At 69.0% G+C, this 16,298-nt stretch carries 16 protein-coding genes; 11 read left to right on the top strand and 5 right to left on the bottom strand.

What is annotated here, in order from left to right; genetic code table 11:
- Positions 1 to 220: 220 nt before the first annotated feature.
- The 4 genes from ngcE (at position 221) to M3Q35_RS27005 (ending at position 4,029) form a co-directional block, all read left to right on the top strand.
- Positions 221 to 1,648, top strand: coding sequence for an N-acetylglucosamine/diacetylchitobiose ABC transporter substrate-binding protein (ngcE, locus tag M3Q35_RS27020; protein WP_273935326.1), 1,428 nt, complete (start codon positions 221 to 223; stop codon positions 1,646 to 1,648).
- 3 nt (positions 1,649 to 1,651) lie between these two features.
- Positions 1,652 to 2,581, top strand: a complete 930-nt coding sequence (locus M3Q35_RS27015) for a carbohydrate ABC transporter permease (protein WP_273935325.1) — start codon at positions 1,652 to 1,654, stop codon at positions 2,579 to 2,581.
- A gap of 13 nt (positions 2,582 to 2,594) precedes the next feature.
- Entirely contained in the window at positions 2,595 to 3,533 is a 939-nt protein-coding gene (locus tag M3Q35_RS27010; protein ID WP_273935324.1) for a carbohydrate ABC transporter permease, read from the top strand.
- An 85-nt stretch (positions 3,534 to 3,618) separates the two neighbouring features.
- Positions 3,619 to 4,029: a hypothetical protein gene (locus tag M3Q35_RS27005; protein WP_273935323.1), complete on the top strand. Its 411-nt coding sequence runs from the start codon at positions 3,619 to 3,621 to the stop codon at positions 4,027 to 4,029.
- Here M3Q35_RS27005 and M3Q35_RS27000 read toward each other — a convergent pair.
- The gene (locus M3Q35_RS27000) at positions 4,016 to 4,930 is read right to left on the bottom strand and encodes a serine/threonine dehydratase (protein WP_273935322.1); all 915 of its coding nucleotides are present in this window, start codon (positions 4,928 to 4,930) and stop codon (positions 4,016 to 4,018) included. The two genes, M3Q35_RS27005 and M3Q35_RS27000, sit on opposite strands and share 14 nt — an antisense overlap.
- A gap of 69 nt (positions 4,931 to 4,999) precedes the next feature.
- Here M3Q35_RS27000 and M3Q35_RS26995 point away from each other — a divergent pair, with 69 nt between their 5' ends.
- A complete protein-coding gene (locus M3Q35_RS26995) occupies positions 5,000 to 5,893 on the top strand; it encodes a LysR family transcriptional regulator (protein ID WP_273935321.1) in 894 nt (297 codons plus the stop codon).
- Here M3Q35_RS26995 and M3Q35_RS26990 read toward each other — a convergent pair.
- Positions 5,871 to 7,100, bottom strand: a complete 1,230-nt coding sequence (locus M3Q35_RS26990; RefSeq protein ID WP_273935320.1) for a GGDEF domain-containing protein — start codon at positions 7,098 to 7,100, stop codon at positions 5,871 to 5,873. The genes M3Q35_RS26995 and M3Q35_RS26990 overlap by 23 nt on opposite strands.
- A gap of 71 nt (positions 7,101 to 7,171) precedes the next feature.
- The gene (locus M3Q35_RS26985; protein WP_273935319.1) at positions 7,172 to 7,522 is read right to left on the bottom strand and encodes a DUF1304 domain-containing protein; all 351 of its coding nucleotides are present in this window, start codon (positions 7,520 to 7,522) and stop codon (positions 7,172 to 7,174) included.
- 73 nt (positions 7,523 to 7,595) lie between these two features.
- Between M3Q35_RS26985 and M3Q35_RS26980 the strand changes: the two genes are divergently transcribed.
- The 3 genes from M3Q35_RS26980 to M3Q35_RS26970 are packed head-to-tail and all read left to right on the top strand — an operon-like array spanning position 7,596 to position 9,599.
- On the top strand, positions 7,596 to 8,402 hold the full coding sequence (locus M3Q35_RS26980) for a heavy metal-binding domain-containing protein (protein ID WP_273935318.1): 807 nt from the start codon (positions 7,596 to 7,598) through the stop codon (positions 8,400 to 8,402).
- A gap of 1 nt (position 8,403) precedes the next feature.
- Positions 8,404 to 9,210 (top strand): heavy metal-binding domain-containing protein, encoded by an 807-nt coding sequence (locus tag M3Q35_RS26975; RefSeq protein ID WP_273935317.1) that lies wholly within the window; start codon positions 8,404 to 8,406, stop codon positions 9,208 to 9,210.
- Entirely contained in the window at positions 9,210 to 9,599 is a 390-nt protein-coding gene (locus tag M3Q35_RS26970; protein ID WP_273935316.1) for a hypothetical protein, read from the top strand. The genes M3Q35_RS26975 and M3Q35_RS26970 overlap by 1 nt, the downstream gene beginning before the upstream one ends.
- A gap of 66 nt (positions 9,600 to 9,665) precedes the next feature.
- Here the strand turns inward: M3Q35_RS26970 and M3Q35_RS26965 are convergent, their stop codons facing one another.
- Both M3Q35_RS26965 and M3Q35_RS26960 read right to left on the bottom strand, forming a co-directional pair.
- Entirely contained in the window at positions 9,666 to 10,982 is a 1,317-nt protein-coding gene (locus M3Q35_RS26965; protein WP_273935315.1) for a cellulose binding domain-containing protein, read from the bottom strand.
- Position 10,983: 1 nt separating this feature from the next.
- Positions 10,984 to 11,724, bottom strand: coding sequence for a 3D domain-containing protein (locus M3Q35_RS26960; protein WP_273935314.1), 741 nt, complete (start codon positions 11,722 to 11,724; stop codon positions 10,984 to 10,986).
- 243 nt (positions 11,725 to 11,967) lie between these two features.
- Between M3Q35_RS26960 and M3Q35_RS26955 the strand changes: the two genes are divergently transcribed.
- The 3 genes from M3Q35_RS26955 (at position 11,968) to M3Q35_RS26945 (ending at position 16,274) form a co-directional block, all read left to right on the top strand.
- Positions 11,968 to 12,999 carry a methionine synthase gene (locus M3Q35_RS26955; RefSeq protein WP_273935313.1) on the top strand — a complete coding sequence of 344 codons (1,032 nt, stop codon included), beginning with the start codon at positions 11,968 to 11,970 and terminating at the stop codon, positions 12,997 to 12,999.
- A gap of 274 nt (positions 13,000 to 13,273) precedes the next feature.
- Positions 13,274 to 15,133 carry a glycoside hydrolase family 9 protein gene (locus M3Q35_RS26950; RefSeq protein WP_273935312.1) on the top strand — a complete coding sequence of 620 codons (1,860 nt, stop codon included), beginning with the start codon at positions 13,274 to 13,276 and terminating at the stop codon, positions 15,131 to 15,133.
- A gap of 181 nt (positions 15,134 to 15,314) precedes the next feature.
- Positions 15,315 to 16,274 (top strand): serine hydrolase, encoded by a 960-nt coding sequence (locus tag M3Q35_RS26945; RefSeq protein WP_273935311.1) that lies wholly within the window; start codon positions 15,315 to 15,317, stop codon positions 16,272 to 16,274.
- Positions 16,275 to 16,298 lie beyond the last annotated feature (24 nt).

Below are 16,298 nucleotides of genomic sequence, written 5' to 3'. Positions count from 1 at the left end.
ACCGGGGGATCTCGCGACGAAAAAGTCGCAAACGTTCGCTTCATCCGCCGAACGGACGCCGGATCGGACGGTCGGACACAGGAGCGTCACGATGTGTTAGTCACGGGAGCAAGGCGCTCCCGTCGAACTGTGATGGGCGTTACGGTCACTGGTCTGGACCGGGTCGGGGCCGGTTCAACCAGGACCAATGTCCACCTGACCAGCAGGGGGAAAGATCCAGATGGCTAACCAACCGGGTTCCGAATTCACCCGTCGCCAGCTGCTCCAGCGAGCGGCCGCGCTCGCGGTGCTGGCCGGCCCCGCGGCCGGTGTGCTCAGTGCCTGCGCCGGCGGTGGCGGCGGCTCGGCCGGCACGACCGGGACCAAGAGCGCGACCAACCCGCTCGCCGTCGCCGAGGAGGCGCCGCTGGACGTCGTCATCTTCGACGGCGGGTTCGGCGTCGACTACGCCAAGTACGACATCAACCTGTACAAGAAGGCGTTCCCCAAGGCCAACGCCGCCTTCAGCGCCACCCAGAAGATCTCCGACCAGCTCCAGCCGCGGTTCGCCAACGGCACCCCGCCGGACGTCATCGACGACTCCGGGGCCAACCAGATCAAGCCGGGCACGCTGGTCGACAGCAACGCGCTGACCGACCTGTCGCCGCTGCTGGAAGCGCCCAGCTACGACGACCCGAACGTCAAGGTCAAGGACACGCTGCTGCCCAACGTGCTGGACGTCGGCACCTACAACGGCAAGGTCTACCTGCTCAACTACGGCTACACCGTGTACGGCATCTGGTACAACGCCAAGGTCTTCCGCGAGCACAACTGGACGCCGCCGAAGACCTGGGCCGAGTTCAAGACGCTGGCCCCGCAGATCAAGGCGGCCGGCATCGCGCCGTGGGCCCACGCCGGCAAGTACCCGTACTACATGGGTGTGCCGATCATGGACTGGGTCGGCAAGGTCGGCGGCAAGCAGGTCCTGATCGACATCGACAACCTCAAGCCCAACGCCTGGCGGGTGGACGCGGTCAAGGCCTCGCTCAACGCCGTGCTCGAGCTGGTGCACAACGGCTGGATGCTGCCGGGCACCGAGGGCATGACGCACACCGAGTCGCAGCAGGCGTTCCTCGACGGCAAGGCGGCCTTCCTGCCCTGCGGCAGCTGGCTCGAGAACGAGATGCGCAAGACCACGCCGGCCGGCACCGAGCTGACCGTGCTGCCGATGCCCGACCTCACCGCAAGCGACAAGATGCCCTACGGCACGCTGCGGGCCGAGGCCGGCGAGCCGTTCATCGTGCCGGCCAAGGCCAAGAACGTGGCCGGCGGCCTCGAGTTCCTGCGCATCATGCTGAGCAAGGACGCGGCCAAGAACTTCGCCCAGGCCACCAGCTCGCTGTCCATCGTCAAGGGCTCGGCCGACAGCGTCACCGGCTCCACCGGCCTGGCCTCGGTGAACAAGGTGAACACGGCGGCCGGTGACAACCTGCTGGCCTACCGCTCGGTCACCGACTGGTACCCGACGATGATCAACGAGTGGGAGGCGGCCACCGGTGAGCTGATGGCCGGCCGCTTCACCGCCGACCAGTGGATCGACAAGGTGCAGGCGGCCGCCGACAAGGTGGCGGCCGACAGCTCGATCGCGAAGTTCCACCGGGACAAGTAGCCGATGAGATTCCGCCGTCTGCCCTTCATCGCGGGCTTCCTGATCGTGCCCGTGGTGCTGTACGTGATCTACGTCGTCTCGCCGTTCGTGCAGACGGTGTTCTACTCGTTCACCGACTGGGGTGGCTTCTCCGACACCCAGAACTTCATCGGCATCAGCAACTACACCCGGCTGTTCCAGGACGACATCTTCCTGGGCGCGGTGGTGCACAACGCTTTCCTGCTGGTGCTGATGCCCGTGGTGACGATACTGCTCGCGCTGTTCCTCGCGTTCATGCTCAATGTCGGTGGGCGCGAGGACAGCGCGGGCATCCGTGGCGTGCGGGGCTCCAGCGTGTACAAGGTGGTGCTGTTCTTCCCGCAGGTGCTGTCCGTGGCGATCATCGTGATCCTGTTCCAGTCGGTGTTCCGCACCGACGGGCGCGGGCTGCTCAACGCCTTCCTGATGGCGCTGGGCCTGGTCGACCCGAACAAACCCGTGCAGTGGTTCAACTCCCCCGACCTGGTCATGTGGTGCCTGCTCGCGGTGATGGTGTGGAGCGGGGTCGGCTTCTACATGGTGCTGTTCTCGGCGGCCATGCAGTCGATCCCGAAGGAGATCTACGAGGCGGCGCTGCTGGACGGCGCCTCCCGCGGGCCGACGTTCTTCCGCATCACGCTGCCGCTGCTGTGGGAGAACATCTCCGTCGCCTGGGTGTACCTCGGTTTCATCGCGCTGGACGGCTTCGCCCTGGTCACCGGCCTCACCCCGGACACCGGCGGTGGCGGCCCCGACCATGCCAGCGAGCTGATCTCCAACGTGCTGTACCGGGCCGCGTTCACCCAGGGCAAGTTCGGCCTCGCCTGCGCCATGGGCGTTGCCCTCGCGGTGTTCTCGCTGCTGCTGGCCATCGTGCAGCTGCGGATCACCCGACGCGACCGCATCGAGTTCTGAGGGGGTAGTCGACATGACCCAGCTCGTCACGGCCGCGCCGACGGCCCCGACGCCGGAGTCGCAGCGGGCCAGGCCGCCGCGCGGCAGCTTCGGCGTGGTGAACTTCTTCTCGCAGGGCTTCCTGCTGCTGTGGGCGGCGATGGTGGTGCTGCCGCTGCTGTGGGCGGTGATGTCCTCGTTCAAGACGGACAAGGAGATCCTGTCCAGTCCGTGGTCGCTGCCGGCCTCGCCGCAGTTCGAGAACTTCGGCCGGGCCTGGACCACGGGCCACATCGGCGACTTCTTCGTCAACACGGTGATCGTGCTGGCCGGCGGCGTCACCATCACCATGGTGGTCGGGTCGATGGCGGCCTACGTGCTGGCCCGGTACTCGTTCCCGGGCAACCGGATCATCTACTACGCGTTCGTCGCCGGGTTGACGCTGCCGGTGTTCCTGGCCCTGGTGCCGCTGTTCAAGATCGTCGGCAACCTCGGCACCATCCCGGTGATCGGCCCGTACATCGGGCTGAACTCCTACGCCGGGCTGATCCTGGTGTACGTGGCGTTCTCGCTGCCGTTCACGGTGTTCTTCCTGCACTCCTTCTTCCGCACCCTCCCCACGGAGATCGCGGAGGCCGGGCTGCTGGACGGGGCCTCGCACACCACGCTGTTCGCCAGGGTGATGCTGCCGATGGCCCGCCCGGGCCTGATCAGCATCGGCATCTTCAACGTGATCGGCCAGTGGAACCAGTACCTGCTGCCGTTGGTGTTGCAGCAGAAGCAGTCCAGTTTCGACACCGACCACTCGGTGCTCGCCGAGGGCCTGCTCAACCTGGCCGTCGCGCAGGGCTACAAGTCCGACTGGTCGGGCCTGTTCGCCGGCATGACCATCGCCATGCTGCCGATGCTGGTGGTGTACGTGCTGTTCCAGCGGCAGGTCCAGGCCGGCCTGACGGCTGGAACGCTCAAGTAATCTGATGCAACCACTGTATTGATGCAACCGCAGGGGCTGCTCGCACCGTCCAGAGGACATGCGAGCAGCCTTTGTGGTTCTAGCGATGTCAGCGATCCTCGTCGCCGGCTGCGGCTCGCGCGTGCCGCCGGCCTCTCAGCCCCCGCAGACGACCGGATCGACCAGTTCCGATCCCAAACCGTGCCCGTCGCCGCACCAGCTCACCATGGCCGACAACGGGCAGACGGTGTGCGTCGCGGTCGGCGACAAGTTCACCGTGAAGCTGCCGGAGGACGGCAAGGGGCACTGGTCGGCCATCACCAGCGACTCCGACGCGGTGGACGTGCTGCTGCTCACCGGCTCCCCGCCGATCAGCGGCACCCAGGCCGACTTCATGGCCCGGCACAAGGGAACGGCCAAGCTCACCGCCACCCGGCCGGTATGCCCGTCGCCCCAGCCCGGCCAGATGAGCTGCCAGGCCATGCAGGCCTACACCGTGACGGTCACGGTTCCGTAGTCCACGCGCTGTTGGCGCCGCAGAGCACGATGCACGGCCGCTCGGCCGGCACCCGGCCGGCCAGCCACGCCGCGAACGGCGCCGCAGCGGCGGGTTCCACCGCGATGCGGAACTCTTCCCACAGAAGTGCTTGCGCGGCAACGACTTCGTCGTCGGAGACCAACACGGACGAGGTGCGGGGCGCGTTGAGTACGGCGAACGGCAGGTCGCCGACCCGGGTCGCGCCGAGCGCGGACGAGGCGACGCCGCTCACCTCGGTGTCGACGGGCCGACCGGCCTCGAGCGCCGCGTGCAGGGCGTGACAGCCCTTGGTCTCCACGGCGACGGTCGTCCGGTCGCCGATGCCCAGCGCGATGCCGGCGGCCAGCCCGCCCCCGCCGACGGCCACCACCACGGCGTCGACCTCGGACGCGTCGGCGACGATCTCCGCGCCGACGGTGCCCTGGCCGGCGATGACGTCCGGGTGGTCGTAGGCCGGCAGGTACACGTCCTGCGAGGTCACGGCGGCCAGCGCGGCGTCGGCGGCCTCGGCGTAGGTCGCGCCGTGCCGGACGAGCCGGGCGCCGGCGGCCTCGATCCGCCGGGTCTTGGACTCCGGGGCCGACTCCGGCACGTACACCGTCGCCGGCACGCCGAGCAGCGCGGCGGCGGTGGCCACGGCCAGCCCGTGGTTGCCGCCGGACGCCGTGACGACCCGGGTCGGGTGGTCGACACAGGACAGCGCGTTGAGTGCCCCGCGCAGCTTGAAAGAGCCGCTGAGCTGGAGATGTTCGAGTTTGAGCAGCACGTCCCGGCCGTTCACCGACGCGCGCAGGACGGGCGTGCGGCGGGCATGCGGGCGGATCGTCGTCGCCGCGGTGGCCACGTCCGCCGCGGTCGGCAGCCCCAGGAGTGTGGTCATGGGGCAACCATCGCGCGGCCGGGTCATAATCACCAGCGAGGATTTCAGACCCGACTTTAGGAGCGCTTAATGCTCGACCCGGCCCGGCTGCGGGTGCTCGTGGAGATCGGCCATGCCGGCTCGATCACCGCCGCGGCGGCCCGGCTGGCCTTCACGCCGTCGGCGCTGTCCCAGCAGCTGGCCAAGCTGGAACGCGAGCTGGGCTGCCGGCTGGTCGAACGCGGCCCGGCCGGCGTCACCCTGACCCGTCAGGGCGAAGTCCTGTTGCGCCACGGCGAGCGCGTGGTCGGCGAGCTGCGCGACGCCGAACGCGCCGTGCGGGCCTCGATCGAGGCCGAGCCGGAGTCGCTGGCCATCGGCACGTTCTCCTCGGCCGGCAAGGCGCTCGTGCCGGAAGCCCTTGCCGCGCTGCGGGAACGCCATCCGCGGGCGCGACTGTCCCTTGTGGACATCGAGCCGCCCGGCGGCTACGGCCTGGTCACGTCGCGCGATCTGGACGTGCTCATCACGCACCGCTATCCGGGCATCAACCTGCCGCCGGACAACGGTTTGCACCGCAGCCGGCTGCTGGCCGACCCGCTGCGGCTGGTGCTGCCGGCCGGGCATCCCAAGGCCACCGGCAAGATCGGCCTGCGCGATCTGCGGGACGAGGACTGGATTTCCGGCGCGCACGGCGTCTACAACCGGGTCTGCCTGGAACTGGTGTGCGAGCAGGCGGACATCCGGCCGCACGTGGCGTACGAGACCGGCGACTACGAGGTGACGCTGGCCCTGGTGGCGGCCGGGCTCGGGATCTCGCTGGTGCCGATGACCCTGCTCAAGGACGTGGACCGCGACCGGCTGGCCGTACGGGCCGTGCCCGGGGCCCGGCCGCAGCGGGAGATCTTCGTGGTGCACCGCAAGCGCCCGCCGCGACTCGTGGCCGAGCTGGTCGGGCTGCTCACGCCGGGTCGAACAGACTGACCACACGGTTGCGGCCGCCGCGTTTCGCTTCGTACAGGGCGGAATCCGCGGCCAGCAGCACCTGCTCCAGCACCGCGCCGGCCATCGGGTGCACCGACACGCCGATGGACGCCGACAGCGCCGAGACGGCCGCGCTGCCCTCGGTCACGGTCAGGTCCGCGATGGCGGTGCGGATCCGCTCCGCCACGCGGATCGCGTCCGGCAGCGCGGCCCCGGGTAACAGCACCACGAACTCCTCGCCGCCGAAGCGGCCCACCGCGTCCACCTCGCGGACCTGGTCGCACAGGGTGTCCGCGACCTCGCGCAGCACCGCGTCGCCGACCAGGTGCCCGTGCGTGTCGTTGACCAGCTTGAAGTGGTCCAGGTCGATCATCAGCACGCCGAAGTCGGCGCCCCGGTCCAGCTCGCGGGCGGCGGCGTCGTGCCAGGCCACCGAGTTCAGCACGCCGGTCTTGTGATCGGTGGTGGCGGCCTCTTGGAACTGTCTCATCAGGACGCCGCGATGCAGCACCACGATCGGCAGGACCACCAACGGCACCAGGTAGACGTGGGCCATCAGCACCACCGCGGTCAGCCCGCCGAGGCACAGCGTGGCCAGCTCCAGCGCGTTGACGTCCCAGCCGCCGAACAGTTCTTTCACCGTCAGATCGGGATAGCGCAGTTTCAACGCGATCGTGACGAGTGCACTGTTCGTGACGAAGAACGCGGCCATCGCCGCCGCGATGCCGATCAGGTTGCGGAGATCATGGTCGAGGAACGGCAGCGCCCCGGACACCGCGGCCAGCACCGGCCGTACCGGCAGCACGGACAGCACGACGGTGGTGGCGGTGTAGATCACCCGGTGCGCCGGCCGGCTGGCCAGCTGCCGCCAGATCCGTTCCCACAGGTGGGCGAACAGCACCACCGTGAGCGTGACGGCCAGGCCGACCGGCAGGTCCACCGCACCGGCGAAGATCCACACCGAGGTCATGTTCACGTGCACGGTGCTGGCCAGGAACCGTCGCATCCGCTCGGTTCGCCGGGACAGCTCGGCCTGCACCACGCCGACCGTCAGCAGCACCCCGAAGCGCAGCCAGTCGCCGCCGGTCGGGGGCCGCCCGGGTAAGAGGAACGGCAGCACCACCGCGACCAGCTCGACGAGGACGGTGAAGGCGATGAGTGCGGGCGGCAGCCGGCGGATGGCCCAGTTCGCCGGCCGCACCAGCACCGCCCGCCACCCCTCGTCGTGTCCCGGCAGTATCGACCGGGAACGGCCGGGTGTGCCAGCGCCGAACGTGCTCAACCGGCCAGGAGAACGAACAGCAGGGCCAGCGCCCCCGGCACCACCTGGACGAACAGGATCCGCTTGGTCGCGGTCGCGGCGCCGTAGATGCCGGCCACGATCACGCAGATCAGGAAGAAGATCTCGGCCGGCCGGCTGGCGACAAGGCCCCAGATCAGGCCGGCGGCCAGGAAGCCGTTGTAGAGGCCCTGGTTGGCCGCGAGGGCCTTGGTCTGCTCGGCGAACTCGGCGGTCAGGCCGAAGGCGGCCCGGGTGCGCGGGGTGGTCCACAGGAACATCTCCATCACCAGGATGTAGACGTGGATCAGGGCAACCAGGGCGACCAGGACATCGGCGACGATCAGCATCGGCACAGTCTGCTGGATCACGTTGCCGAAACGCCCGTCGGTGACACGATGGTGGACGACGAGGAGGTCATCGATGCACGGGTTGCCCCCGGCCGCGGTCGAGCGACTGACCAGGGCCAAACGCTCCGGCGTGCGCACCTCACTGCTGTCCGCCCCATCGGCCGCCGGGATCAAGGCGGTCGGCCTGGAGCCGGTCGGCGAGGTGATGGGCTGCGTCGTGCTCAGCACCGTCTCCCAGTACCGGTCCTTCACCGGCTACCGCTACGGCAACATGGACGCGTACTCGCGGCCGTACCTCGAGGCCCTGCACACCGGCTACAACACCGCGCTGGACCGGCTGCGGGCCGAGGCCAGTGCGCTCGGCGCCGACGGTGTGGTCGACATCCGGCTCAGCCTGAGCTCGTTGGGCCAGGCCGAGGAGTTCCTGGCCATGGGGACCGCCGTGCGGGCCCAGTCCACGACCCGGCCGAAGTCGCTGTTCACCACCGACCTGTCCGGCAGCGACGTGGCCAAGCTGATGCTGGCCGGCTGGGTGCCGCTCCAGGTCGAGTGGGCCGGTGCGGCCAACGCGATCTTCACCGGCATCGCCACCCAGTCCCAGACCTCGTTCTACGCCGGCAACATCGAGGTCGACGCGTACACCCGGCTGATCAACCACGTTCGGGCCGGGGCCAGGACCCGGTTCCACGACGTGGTCCGCAAGGCCGGTGCCGATGGCGGCATCGTCAACCGGATGGCACTGTCCACCTGGGAGCCCGCCGAGCAGGTCATCGCCGCGCTGGCCTACGTGTACGGCACCGCCATCGCCCAGTTCCACCGGGGAACCACCACCCCGGCCAGCACGTTGACCATCATGCCGCTGCGCCGGCAGGGAGAGTGAGATGACGACCGTCGACGGGATTCCCGAGGACGCCATGCGTCGGCTGGCCGAGATGAAACCCGGCCAGAAGACCTCGCTGTTCACCTCGGACCTGAGCGTCAACGAGTTCCTGCTGGTGCGGGAGGCCGGGTTCCGGCCGTTGGGCATGGTGTTGGGGTCCAGCATCTACCACGTCGGGTTCCAGTTCGGCCGGTGGAGCAAGAACCAGGAGCTCGAGGTCCTGTCCAACGCCATGTACCACGCCCGTGAGCTGGCCATGACCCGGATGGAGGCCGAGGCCGACGTGCTCGGCGCCGACGGCATCGTCGGGGTCCGGTTGGACATCGAGTTCAAGGAGTTCGGCAGCGACCTGGCCGAGTTCATCGCCGTCGGCACCGCGGTCAAGGCCGACCAGCCCGGGCAGTGGCGCAACAACACCGGCAAGCCCTTCACGTCCGATCTGTCCGGTCAGGACTTCTGGACGCTGGTGCAGGCCGGCTACGCCCCGTTGGGCATGGTCATGGGGTCGTGCGTCTACCACGTCGCGCACCAGCGGTTCTGGCAGGCGATGAGCAACGTCGGACAGAACGTGGAGATCCCGCAGTTCACCGAGGCGCTCTACGACGCTCGGGAGCTGGCCATGAGCCGCATGCAGGCCGAGGCCGAGGCGTTGCAGGCCGAGGGCATCGTCGGCGTGCAGCTGTTGTCGTTGCCGCACAGGTGGGGCGGGCACACCACCGAGTTCTTCGCCATCGGCACCGCGGTCAAGCCGTTGCGGGCCGACCACACCATCGCCAAGCCGCAGCTCGTGCTGCCCCTGGTGGACTGATGGCCGACAACATGTGGGACACCCACCTCGTCGTCGCCGCCCTGAAGGCCGACCGTGCCGATGTCGAGTCGTACACGCGGGTTCTCACCGAGACCTTGGGCGATGCTTTGCCCGCCGGCATGGTCGAGGTCGAGCGCAAGCGGGGCTTGTTCGGCCGCGGACAGGCCACGTCGGTCCTGGTTCGCACTGCCGACAAGCACTTGGAGCTTCGCGCCGGCAAGCACGGCGGCGTCGAGGCCGAGATCCGCCAGGTCGTGCGGGGCGTGGTGATCTCCCGCCGTCAGGTCGGCGTGGACGAGTGGTTGGCCGAGTTCGCCGAGGTGCTCAACGGCATCGCCGCCCAGGACGCCGCCGCCCGCGAAGCCCTCTCCCGTTTGTTCGGAGCATAATGACCGCTTGGAAGGGGCCTTCCTCCACTCCGAGTGCAGGAAGGCCCCCTTCCAAGCGTGAAGATCTCAGCCGTTGAAGATCTTGTAGAGGTTGGTGAAGTCGTAGGGGGACTGGGGGATGCCGCTGCACGACGGGGAGACGCCGCCGCTCGGGCAGTTGCCGTTGTCCCGGCCGACGGACCAGAACGCCAACCGTCCGATGTGGTTGGACTGGGCGAAGCTCAACACGGTCTGCGCGGCGGCCTTGGTCGTGACCATGCCGCTGTCGTTGACGCCGATCATCGGGGTCAATCCGAGCGAAGCTCGGAGCTGAGCGTCCGATTTGGACGGCCAGATGGACTTCATCTGGCCCAAGGTGGCGTTGGCGGCCGACACCATGGCCTGGCCCCAGTCGCCGGTGAAGCCGAAGTCCATGACCATCGGATTGACCAGGACGTTCAAACCACGGGAGGCGGCGTCCTGGAGGATGGACACGGAGAACGGGTCGATGCCGTAATCCTGAGCCTGCACCCGAAGCGTGTAACTGATGGTGGTGCCACGCGCCTGCTGCACGGCCAACAACGCCTGGTTGACCATGGCGGTCGGGATGGAAGCCTCGATGTCGACGTCCAGACTGTTGCTGCCGACGGCGTCCAACGCCTTCTCGTACGCGGCGGTGAGCGCCGAAGCCGAACCGCAGGTGTTCTCCAGGTACGGCCCGGCGGCGCCGCCGGTCGACACCGTCACCGAACCGCCCAACGCCTTGAGGTCGTTGACCTCGCCGATGATCCGGGCGTCGTTGAGCGGGATGGTGCCGCCCCACGAAACATTGCAACCGGTGGAGTCGGCCAACGCGAAGGCCAGGTTGAAGCTCTTCTGACCGGTCGACCTGGCCACGTCGGCCAATGCCGGGGTGGGCGAGGTGATGTCGATGTACGGGGAGAACTTCGCCCCCACCGGCGGCGGAGTCCCGGTGGTGGTCGTGGTCGTGGTTGTGGTGGTCGTCGTCGGAGGGGTGCTGCCGCCGGCGCACGGCTGGCCGTTGATCTTGCAGTTGACCGGCTGCCCCGAACCGCTGACCAAGAAGCCGAACGTGGTGCTGGCCCCGGCGGCCAGCGAGCCGTTGTACTCACGGTTGGTGAACACCTGGTGCTGCCCGCTCGGCGCGTCCAAGGCGTCCCAGTACGAGCCCATGCTCGACCCGGCCGGCAGGTCGAACTCGACCTTCCAACTGGTGATGGCCGAGCTGCCGGCGGTGATCGTCACCTTGTCCTGGTAGCCGGAGCCCCAGGCCGAGTCGGTGGAGATCACGGCGGACGGCGTGGTGGCGGCCTCGGTCAGGCCGGCGGCGACGAGCAGTCCGACCACCGGCAGGGCGGCGAGCAGGGCGATCGCGGCGCGCATGTCAGCTCACCACCAGGTTCAGTCGCTGGATGCCCCAGTCGTTGGCCTGGCTGCCCGGCAGCCACACGTCGACGATGTCGTCCTTGATCCAGCTGCCGATGTCGGCGGCGTAGCAGTTGCCGTAGCCGGGGACGGTGAACCTGGTGCCCCACGGGATGTTCCGCGCGTCGACCGCGCAGAAGCCCGGGCCGGCGTTGTAGCCCAGAGCGGTCTGGCCGCTGTCGTTGTACGAGGTGACGCGGTAGTTGAGGACGGTGCCCTTGGGCAGCGCCCACGCGGCCAGCTTGCCGTCCGAGCCGACCCGGTACGAGGTGGAGACCTGGCCGATCGACGGCTCCGAGCCCGAGGCGTCGCTCATGGCGTAGAGCTGGTAGTTCGCGTTCTGGCACGGGCTGTTGTCGGTCACCGTCAGCGTCGGCTGGCCCCAGTCGCTGATCCACTGCAGCGCCTGGCCGTTGCGGAACGCCCGGTAGGCGACCGCGCCGGCCACCCGCTTGAACGTGAAGGTGACGGTGCTGCCGGACACGCCGCCGCTGACGCCCGACGGGGCGGGCAGCCGGCCGCTGACGTTGACCGGCGGGACCAGGGTGCCGGGGCCGTGTCCGCCGGTCACCGGGCGGTCGGGGATGGTGCCCGTGTAGAAGTGCTGACAGGCCGGGAAGGTGGTCGCCGCGGATGCCGGGGCGGCCGCAACCGTGCCGGCGGTGATGATGAGGGCGGCGAGCAGGGCGGAGGTGCGCATGGTTGAGGCCTCTCTGCGGCAGGGGAGCGGAGAGTTATGCGCGCGCAGCGGGGTGGTGTGGGGGCGAGGGCGCGTCACGCCCCCACACCACGGCTGTCGCCCACTGGGGGTGACCCTCCGCTCTACGCGGCGGGCGGCCCGGTGGGTTCACGTCGCCTACCGACCGTAAGTGGCCTAGACCACAACGTCAATGGGTCTAGACCTTTTTCGAGTAGTTCACCAAATGACGAAGGATTGCCGACTGTGGAGAAGACACCCTGGGCGACGGCCGTCGCGACCGGTATCGGGTCGCTGCCCGGAACCGATCCCGGCGAGGCCAACCGCGTCGTCGCCGGCGAGCTGCCCGACCTGCCCCACCTGGCCGAACTTCCCGCACGCGGAGTCGGGGCGGACATGATCGGCCGCACCGCCGGCCTGCTCGTGGACATCGCCGTCGAGGTCGTGCCCTCCGGCTACCGGGTCGCCACGCGGCCCGGCCACGACCACCGCCGGGCGGTCGACCTCATGCGCTTCGACCTCGACGCATTCCAGGACGCCGTCGAGAACGTCAAGCCGTCGGTGGTGAAGGTTCAGGTCACCGGCCCGTGGACGCTCACGTCGTTGATCGAGCTCCAGCGTGGCCACCGGGTGCTCACCGATCCGGGCGCACTTCGTGAGTTCGCCGCCTCGCTGTCCGAGGGCCTCGCCGCCCACGTGGCCGAGGTGGCCAAGCGAACGGGTGCATCCGTTGTGGTGCAACTGGACGAGCCGATGCTGCCGTCCGTCCTGCGGGGTCTGCTGCCCACTCCGTCGAAGCTCGGCTACGTCAATCCCGTGCCCGAGCCCGAGGCCCGGGAACTCCTCGGCACGGTCATCGAGGCTGCCCGGCGGGCCACCGGCCAGCCCGTCATCGTGCACTGCTGCGCCGACAAGCCTCCGCTGACGCTGCTGCGCTCGGCCGGTGCCGACGCCCTGGCCTTCGACCTCACGGTGCTCCGCAACGCCTCGGCCGAGGTCCTCGACCAGATCGGTGAGACCTGGGACGACGGTGCCGTGCTGCTGCTCGGCCTCGTGCCCACCACGGACCCCGCGGTTCCCGTTGCGTTGAAGTCCCTGGCCCAGCCCGCATTCGATCTCGTCGACAAGCTCGGCTTCGCCCGCACCCTGCTGACCGAGCGAGCCGTCCCCACGCCCACCTGCGGCCTCGCCGCCGCCACCCACACCTGGGCCCGTCGCGCCATGGCCCTGTCACGAGAGCTGGGCAAGGCCTTCGCCGAGCCCCCCGAGCAGTGGTGACCCAAACCCCCGCGAGTCCCGCTTAGCGTCACACCGAATCCCGCTCTCCGACACATTCGAATGTCACATGCGCGTCGGACGTGCCTCCCAGAGGCACGTCCGGACCGCATGTGCGCTCTCGGGCGGCTGTGCCGGGCTCGATTCAGGGGGTTTGTCCGGTTGATCCTCTTGACCCGAGCTTGACTGTGACGTAGCTTTCATCTCAACAAATTAGGAAACTTTCTTAACTGTTTTTGGGCTCCCGCCGCCGCCGGCCCCTGCACCGGAGGACCCCATGAGAGTTGGAACAGCGGCGATCGCGACCCTGGCCGCGATCGCCTCGGTGAGCTTCGCCGTCCCCGCCGCGGCGGCGACGACCGCCCAGATCCGGGTGGACCAGGTGGGCTACGCGGCCGCCGAGACCAAGGCCGCGTACCTGATGGGCACGACGTCGAACGCGGGCGCGGCCTTCACGGTGACCGACGCCGCGGGCAAGTCGGTGCTGACCGGCAAGGTCGGCGCCAGCACCGGGACGTGGAGCACGGCCTACAGCGCCGTCTACCCGATCGACATCTCGGCGCTCAAGACCGCCGGCACGTACCAGATCAAGGTCGGCAGCACCCTCTCCCCGTCGTTCAAGGTCGACAGCGCCAACGCCCTGTTCGCGCCGATCGCCGACGACGTGGTCAAGTTCTTCCAGGTCCAGCGGGACGGCGCCGACGTCATCCCGGGCGTGCTCAACCGCAAGCCCAGCCACCTGGCCGACAAGACGGCCTCGGTCTACGCCGTGCCGACCTTCACCGGCGACGACACGATCAGCAGCAAGATGGCCAAGACCGGCGTGACGATCGACGCCTCCGGCGGCTGGTTCGACGCCGGCGACTTCCTCAAGTTCACCGTCACGACCTCGTACGCGGTGACCAACCTGCTGCTCTCGCAGCGGGTTCGCCCGAGCGCCTCGCTCGGCGCGGAGGCCCGGTACGGCCTGGACTTCCTGAGCAAGATGTGGGACGCCAAGACCGGCGTGCTCTACGCCCAGGTCGGTGTGGGCGGCGGCAGCAGCAAGGAGAACTTCCTCGGCGACCACGACGTCTGGCGGCTGCCCGAGGCCGACGACAAGCTGAGCGTCAAGGTGGGCGACGAGAACTACTACATCAAGAACCGCCCGGTGTTCGCGGCCAACAAGGCCGGCGCGAAGATCAGCCCGAACCTGGCCGGCCGGGTCGCGGCGGCGTTCGCGGTGGCGGCGCAGAACCTGGCGGCCACCGACAAGAGCAAGGCCACCCAGTACCTGTCGACCGCGGCGTCGATCTACGCCCTGGCCGACACCGCCGGCGGCGGCATCGTCTCGGCCTACCCGCACGGCTACTACCCCGAGTCCTCCTACCTCGACGACCTGGAGCTGGGCGCGACCGAGCTCGGCCTGGCCGCGAACGCCTTGGGCGACAACCGGGTCAGCGGCTTCACGGCGGACGCGGCCAAGTGGGCCAAGGCCTACCTGGCCAGCAGCGACAAGGGCACGCTCAACGTCTACGACACCAGCGCGCTCGGCCACGCCGACCTGGTGAAGCTGCTGCGCCTGAAGAACGCGCCCAAGGTCGACGTCACCGAGGCCCAGCTGACCGGTGACCTGAGCCGCCAGCTGTCCGACGGCGTCACCGAGGCGACCAAGAGCCCGTTCCGCACCGGCGCCTCCGTGACCGACTTCGACGTGGCCAGCCACAGCTTCGGCTTCGTCGCCACGGCCCTGCTCTACGACCAGCTGACCGGCAAGCACGACTACGACAGCTTCGCCACCCAGCAGCGCGACTTCACGCTCGGCTCGAACGCGTGGGGCACCTCGCTGGTGGTCGGCGTCGGCAGCACGTTCCCGCACTGCATGCAGCACCAGGTGGCCAACCTGGCCGGCAGCCTGACCGGCGGCGACAAGGTCGCGGTCGGTGCGGTGGTCAACGGCCCGAACAAGGCCAGCCTGTTCAAGAGCATCGACACGCTGCCCGACGGCGGCAAGAAGTGCGGTGTCTCCTCGTTCAAGACCTACGACTCCACCACCTCGCGCTACATGGACGACGCGCGCACGTGGCAGAGCTCGGAGCCGGCGCTCGACTTCACCTCGACCGCCGCGCTCGCGTTCAGCCTGACTGCGGCAGGCTGAGGCAGGGATAGAGGGACCGCCCGATCCCGATCGGGCGGTCCCTCGCCATGTCCGGTGATTTCCGTATGGAGCGGTTCACCATTGACCGAGAACGCTCCCTGGCAATCCTGACAGGCAACTCTTAGGGTGTTCCCGGTTTGCTCTTCAGCTTCTCCGCAGGTCCGTATACGAGGCTTACCGCATGGGTCGAGATTCCGGGCCGGCGTGGACGCGGCACCGAGTGCTGGTGTTGCTCGCCGCCGTCGTCGCCGGTGCCGGGCTGGCCGCTGTCGTGGTCGGCGTGGACGGCAGCGTCGCCGCGTCCCCGGTCGCGGGCAGTGCGCAGCCGAAGCCGAAGTCCGCCGCGGCCACCGACACGCTGACCAAGAAGAGCAGCGCCCCGACCCCCACGGTGGACGCCACCTCGGTCCCGTCCGACCCGACCGCGGCGCTGGCCGCCGCCATGGCCCCGTTGAGCGCCAGCAAGACCGGCGACTTCTCCATCGCCGTGCTCGACCAGGAGACCGGCGTCACCGCCACCTTCAATCCGGACGAGACCTACGCGACCGCCAGCATCGTCAAGGCCGACATCCTGGCCGTGCTGCTCTACCAGTCGCAGCAGCAGGGCACGCCGCTCACCGACGACGAGGACACGGCCGCCACCAAGATGATCGAGGCCAGCGACAACGACTCGGCCACGGCGTTATGGGACGACGTGGGCAGCGCCGCCGGCATGACCACGGCCAACCACGCCTTCGGCTTACGCGACACGGTCGCCGGCACGGACGACTACTGGGGCCTGACCACGACCAACGTCGCCGACCAGCTCACCGTGCTGTCGGTGCTGACCTCGCCCAAGTCGCTGCTGGACGACGCCTCCCGCAAGTACGCCGCCGACCTCATGCACCAGGTCGAGCCTGACCAGGTCTGGGGCGTCTCCGCCGCCGCCGATCCCGGGACCACGCCGGCGTTGAAGAACGGCTGGCTGCCGGTGGACTCGGACAACGACCTGTGGGCGGTCAACAGCATCGGCCAGGTCAGTCACAGCGGGCACACCTACCTGGTGGCCTACCTGTCCAGCTCGCAGCCCGACGAGCAGACCGGCATCGACCAGGCCTCGGCCGTGAGCAAAGCTGCCGTTGCGGCAGTTGCCGGCAGCTGACTAACGCGAATGCGCTTCATCTAT

Source organism: Kutzneria chonburiensis, assembly GCF_028622115.1.
Classification (GTDB): Bacteria; Actinomycetota; Actinomycetes; order Mycobacteriales; family Pseudonocardiaceae; genus Kutzneria; species Kutzneria chonburiensis.
The sequence above is the reverse complement of the archived record's forward strand: the minus strand, read 5'-3'. Positions and strand labels throughout refer to the sequence as shown.

What these genes read in the sequence shown, in the direction of transcription:
- ngcE (WP_273935326.1), top strand. Translation starts at nt 221, where the DNA reads ATGGCTAACCAACCGGGTTCCGAATTCACCCGTCGCCAGCTGCTCCAG.
- M3Q35_RS27015 (WP_273935325.1), top strand. Translation starts at nt 1,652, where the DNA reads ATGAGATTCCGCCGTCTGCCCTTCATCGCGGGCTTCCTGATCGTGCCC.
- M3Q35_RS27010 (WP_273935324.1), top strand. Translation starts at nt 2,595, where the DNA reads ATGACCCAGCTCGTCACGGCCGCGCCGACGGCCCCGACGCCGGAGTCG.
- M3Q35_RS27000 (WP_273935322.1), bottom strand. Translation starts at nt 4,930, where the DNA reads ATGACCACACTCCTGGGGCTGCCGACCGCGGCGGACGTGGCCACCGCG.
- M3Q35_RS26995 (WP_273935321.1), top strand. Translation starts at nt 5,000, where the DNA reads ATGCTCGACCCGGCCCGGCTGCGGGTGCTCGTGGAGATCGGCCATGCC.
- M3Q35_RS26970 (WP_273935316.1), top strand. Translation starts at nt 9,210, where the DNA reads ATGGCCGACAACATGTGGGACACCCACCTCGTCGTCGCCGCCCTGAAG.
- M3Q35_RS26945 (WP_273935311.1), top strand. Translation starts at nt 15,315, where the DNA reads ATGGGTCGAGATTCCGGGCCGGCGTGGACGCGGCACCGAGTGCTGGTG.
- M3Q35_RS26960 (WP_273935314.1), bottom strand. Translation starts at nt 11,724, where the DNA reads ATGCGCACCTCCGCCCTGCTCGCCGCCCTCATCATCACCGCCGGCACG.
- M3Q35_RS27005 (WP_273935323.1), top strand. Translation starts at nt 3,619, where the DNA reads ATGTCAGCGATCCTCGTCGCCGGCTGCGGCTCGCGCGTGCCGCCGGCC.
- M3Q35_RS26965 (WP_273935315.1), bottom strand. Translation starts at nt 10,982, where the DNA reads ATGCGCGCCGCGATCGCCCTGCTCGCCGCCCTGCCGGTGGTCGGACTG.
- M3Q35_RS26985 (WP_273935319.1), bottom strand. Translation starts at nt 7,522, where the DNA reads ATGCTGATCGTCGCCGATGTCCTGGTCGCCCTGGTTGCCCTGATCCAC.
- M3Q35_RS26950 (WP_273935312.1), top strand. Translation starts at nt 13,274, where the DNA reads ATGAGAGTTGGAACAGCGGCGATCGCGACCCTGGCCGCGATCGCCTCG.
- M3Q35_RS26975 (WP_273935317.1), top strand. Translation starts at nt 8,404, where the DNA reads ATGACGACCGTCGACGGGATTCCCGAGGACGCCATGCGTCGGCTGGCC.
- M3Q35_RS26980 (WP_273935318.1), top strand. Translation starts at nt 7,596, where the DNA reads ATGCACGGGTTGCCCCCGGCCGCGGTCGAGCGACTGACCAGGGCCAAA.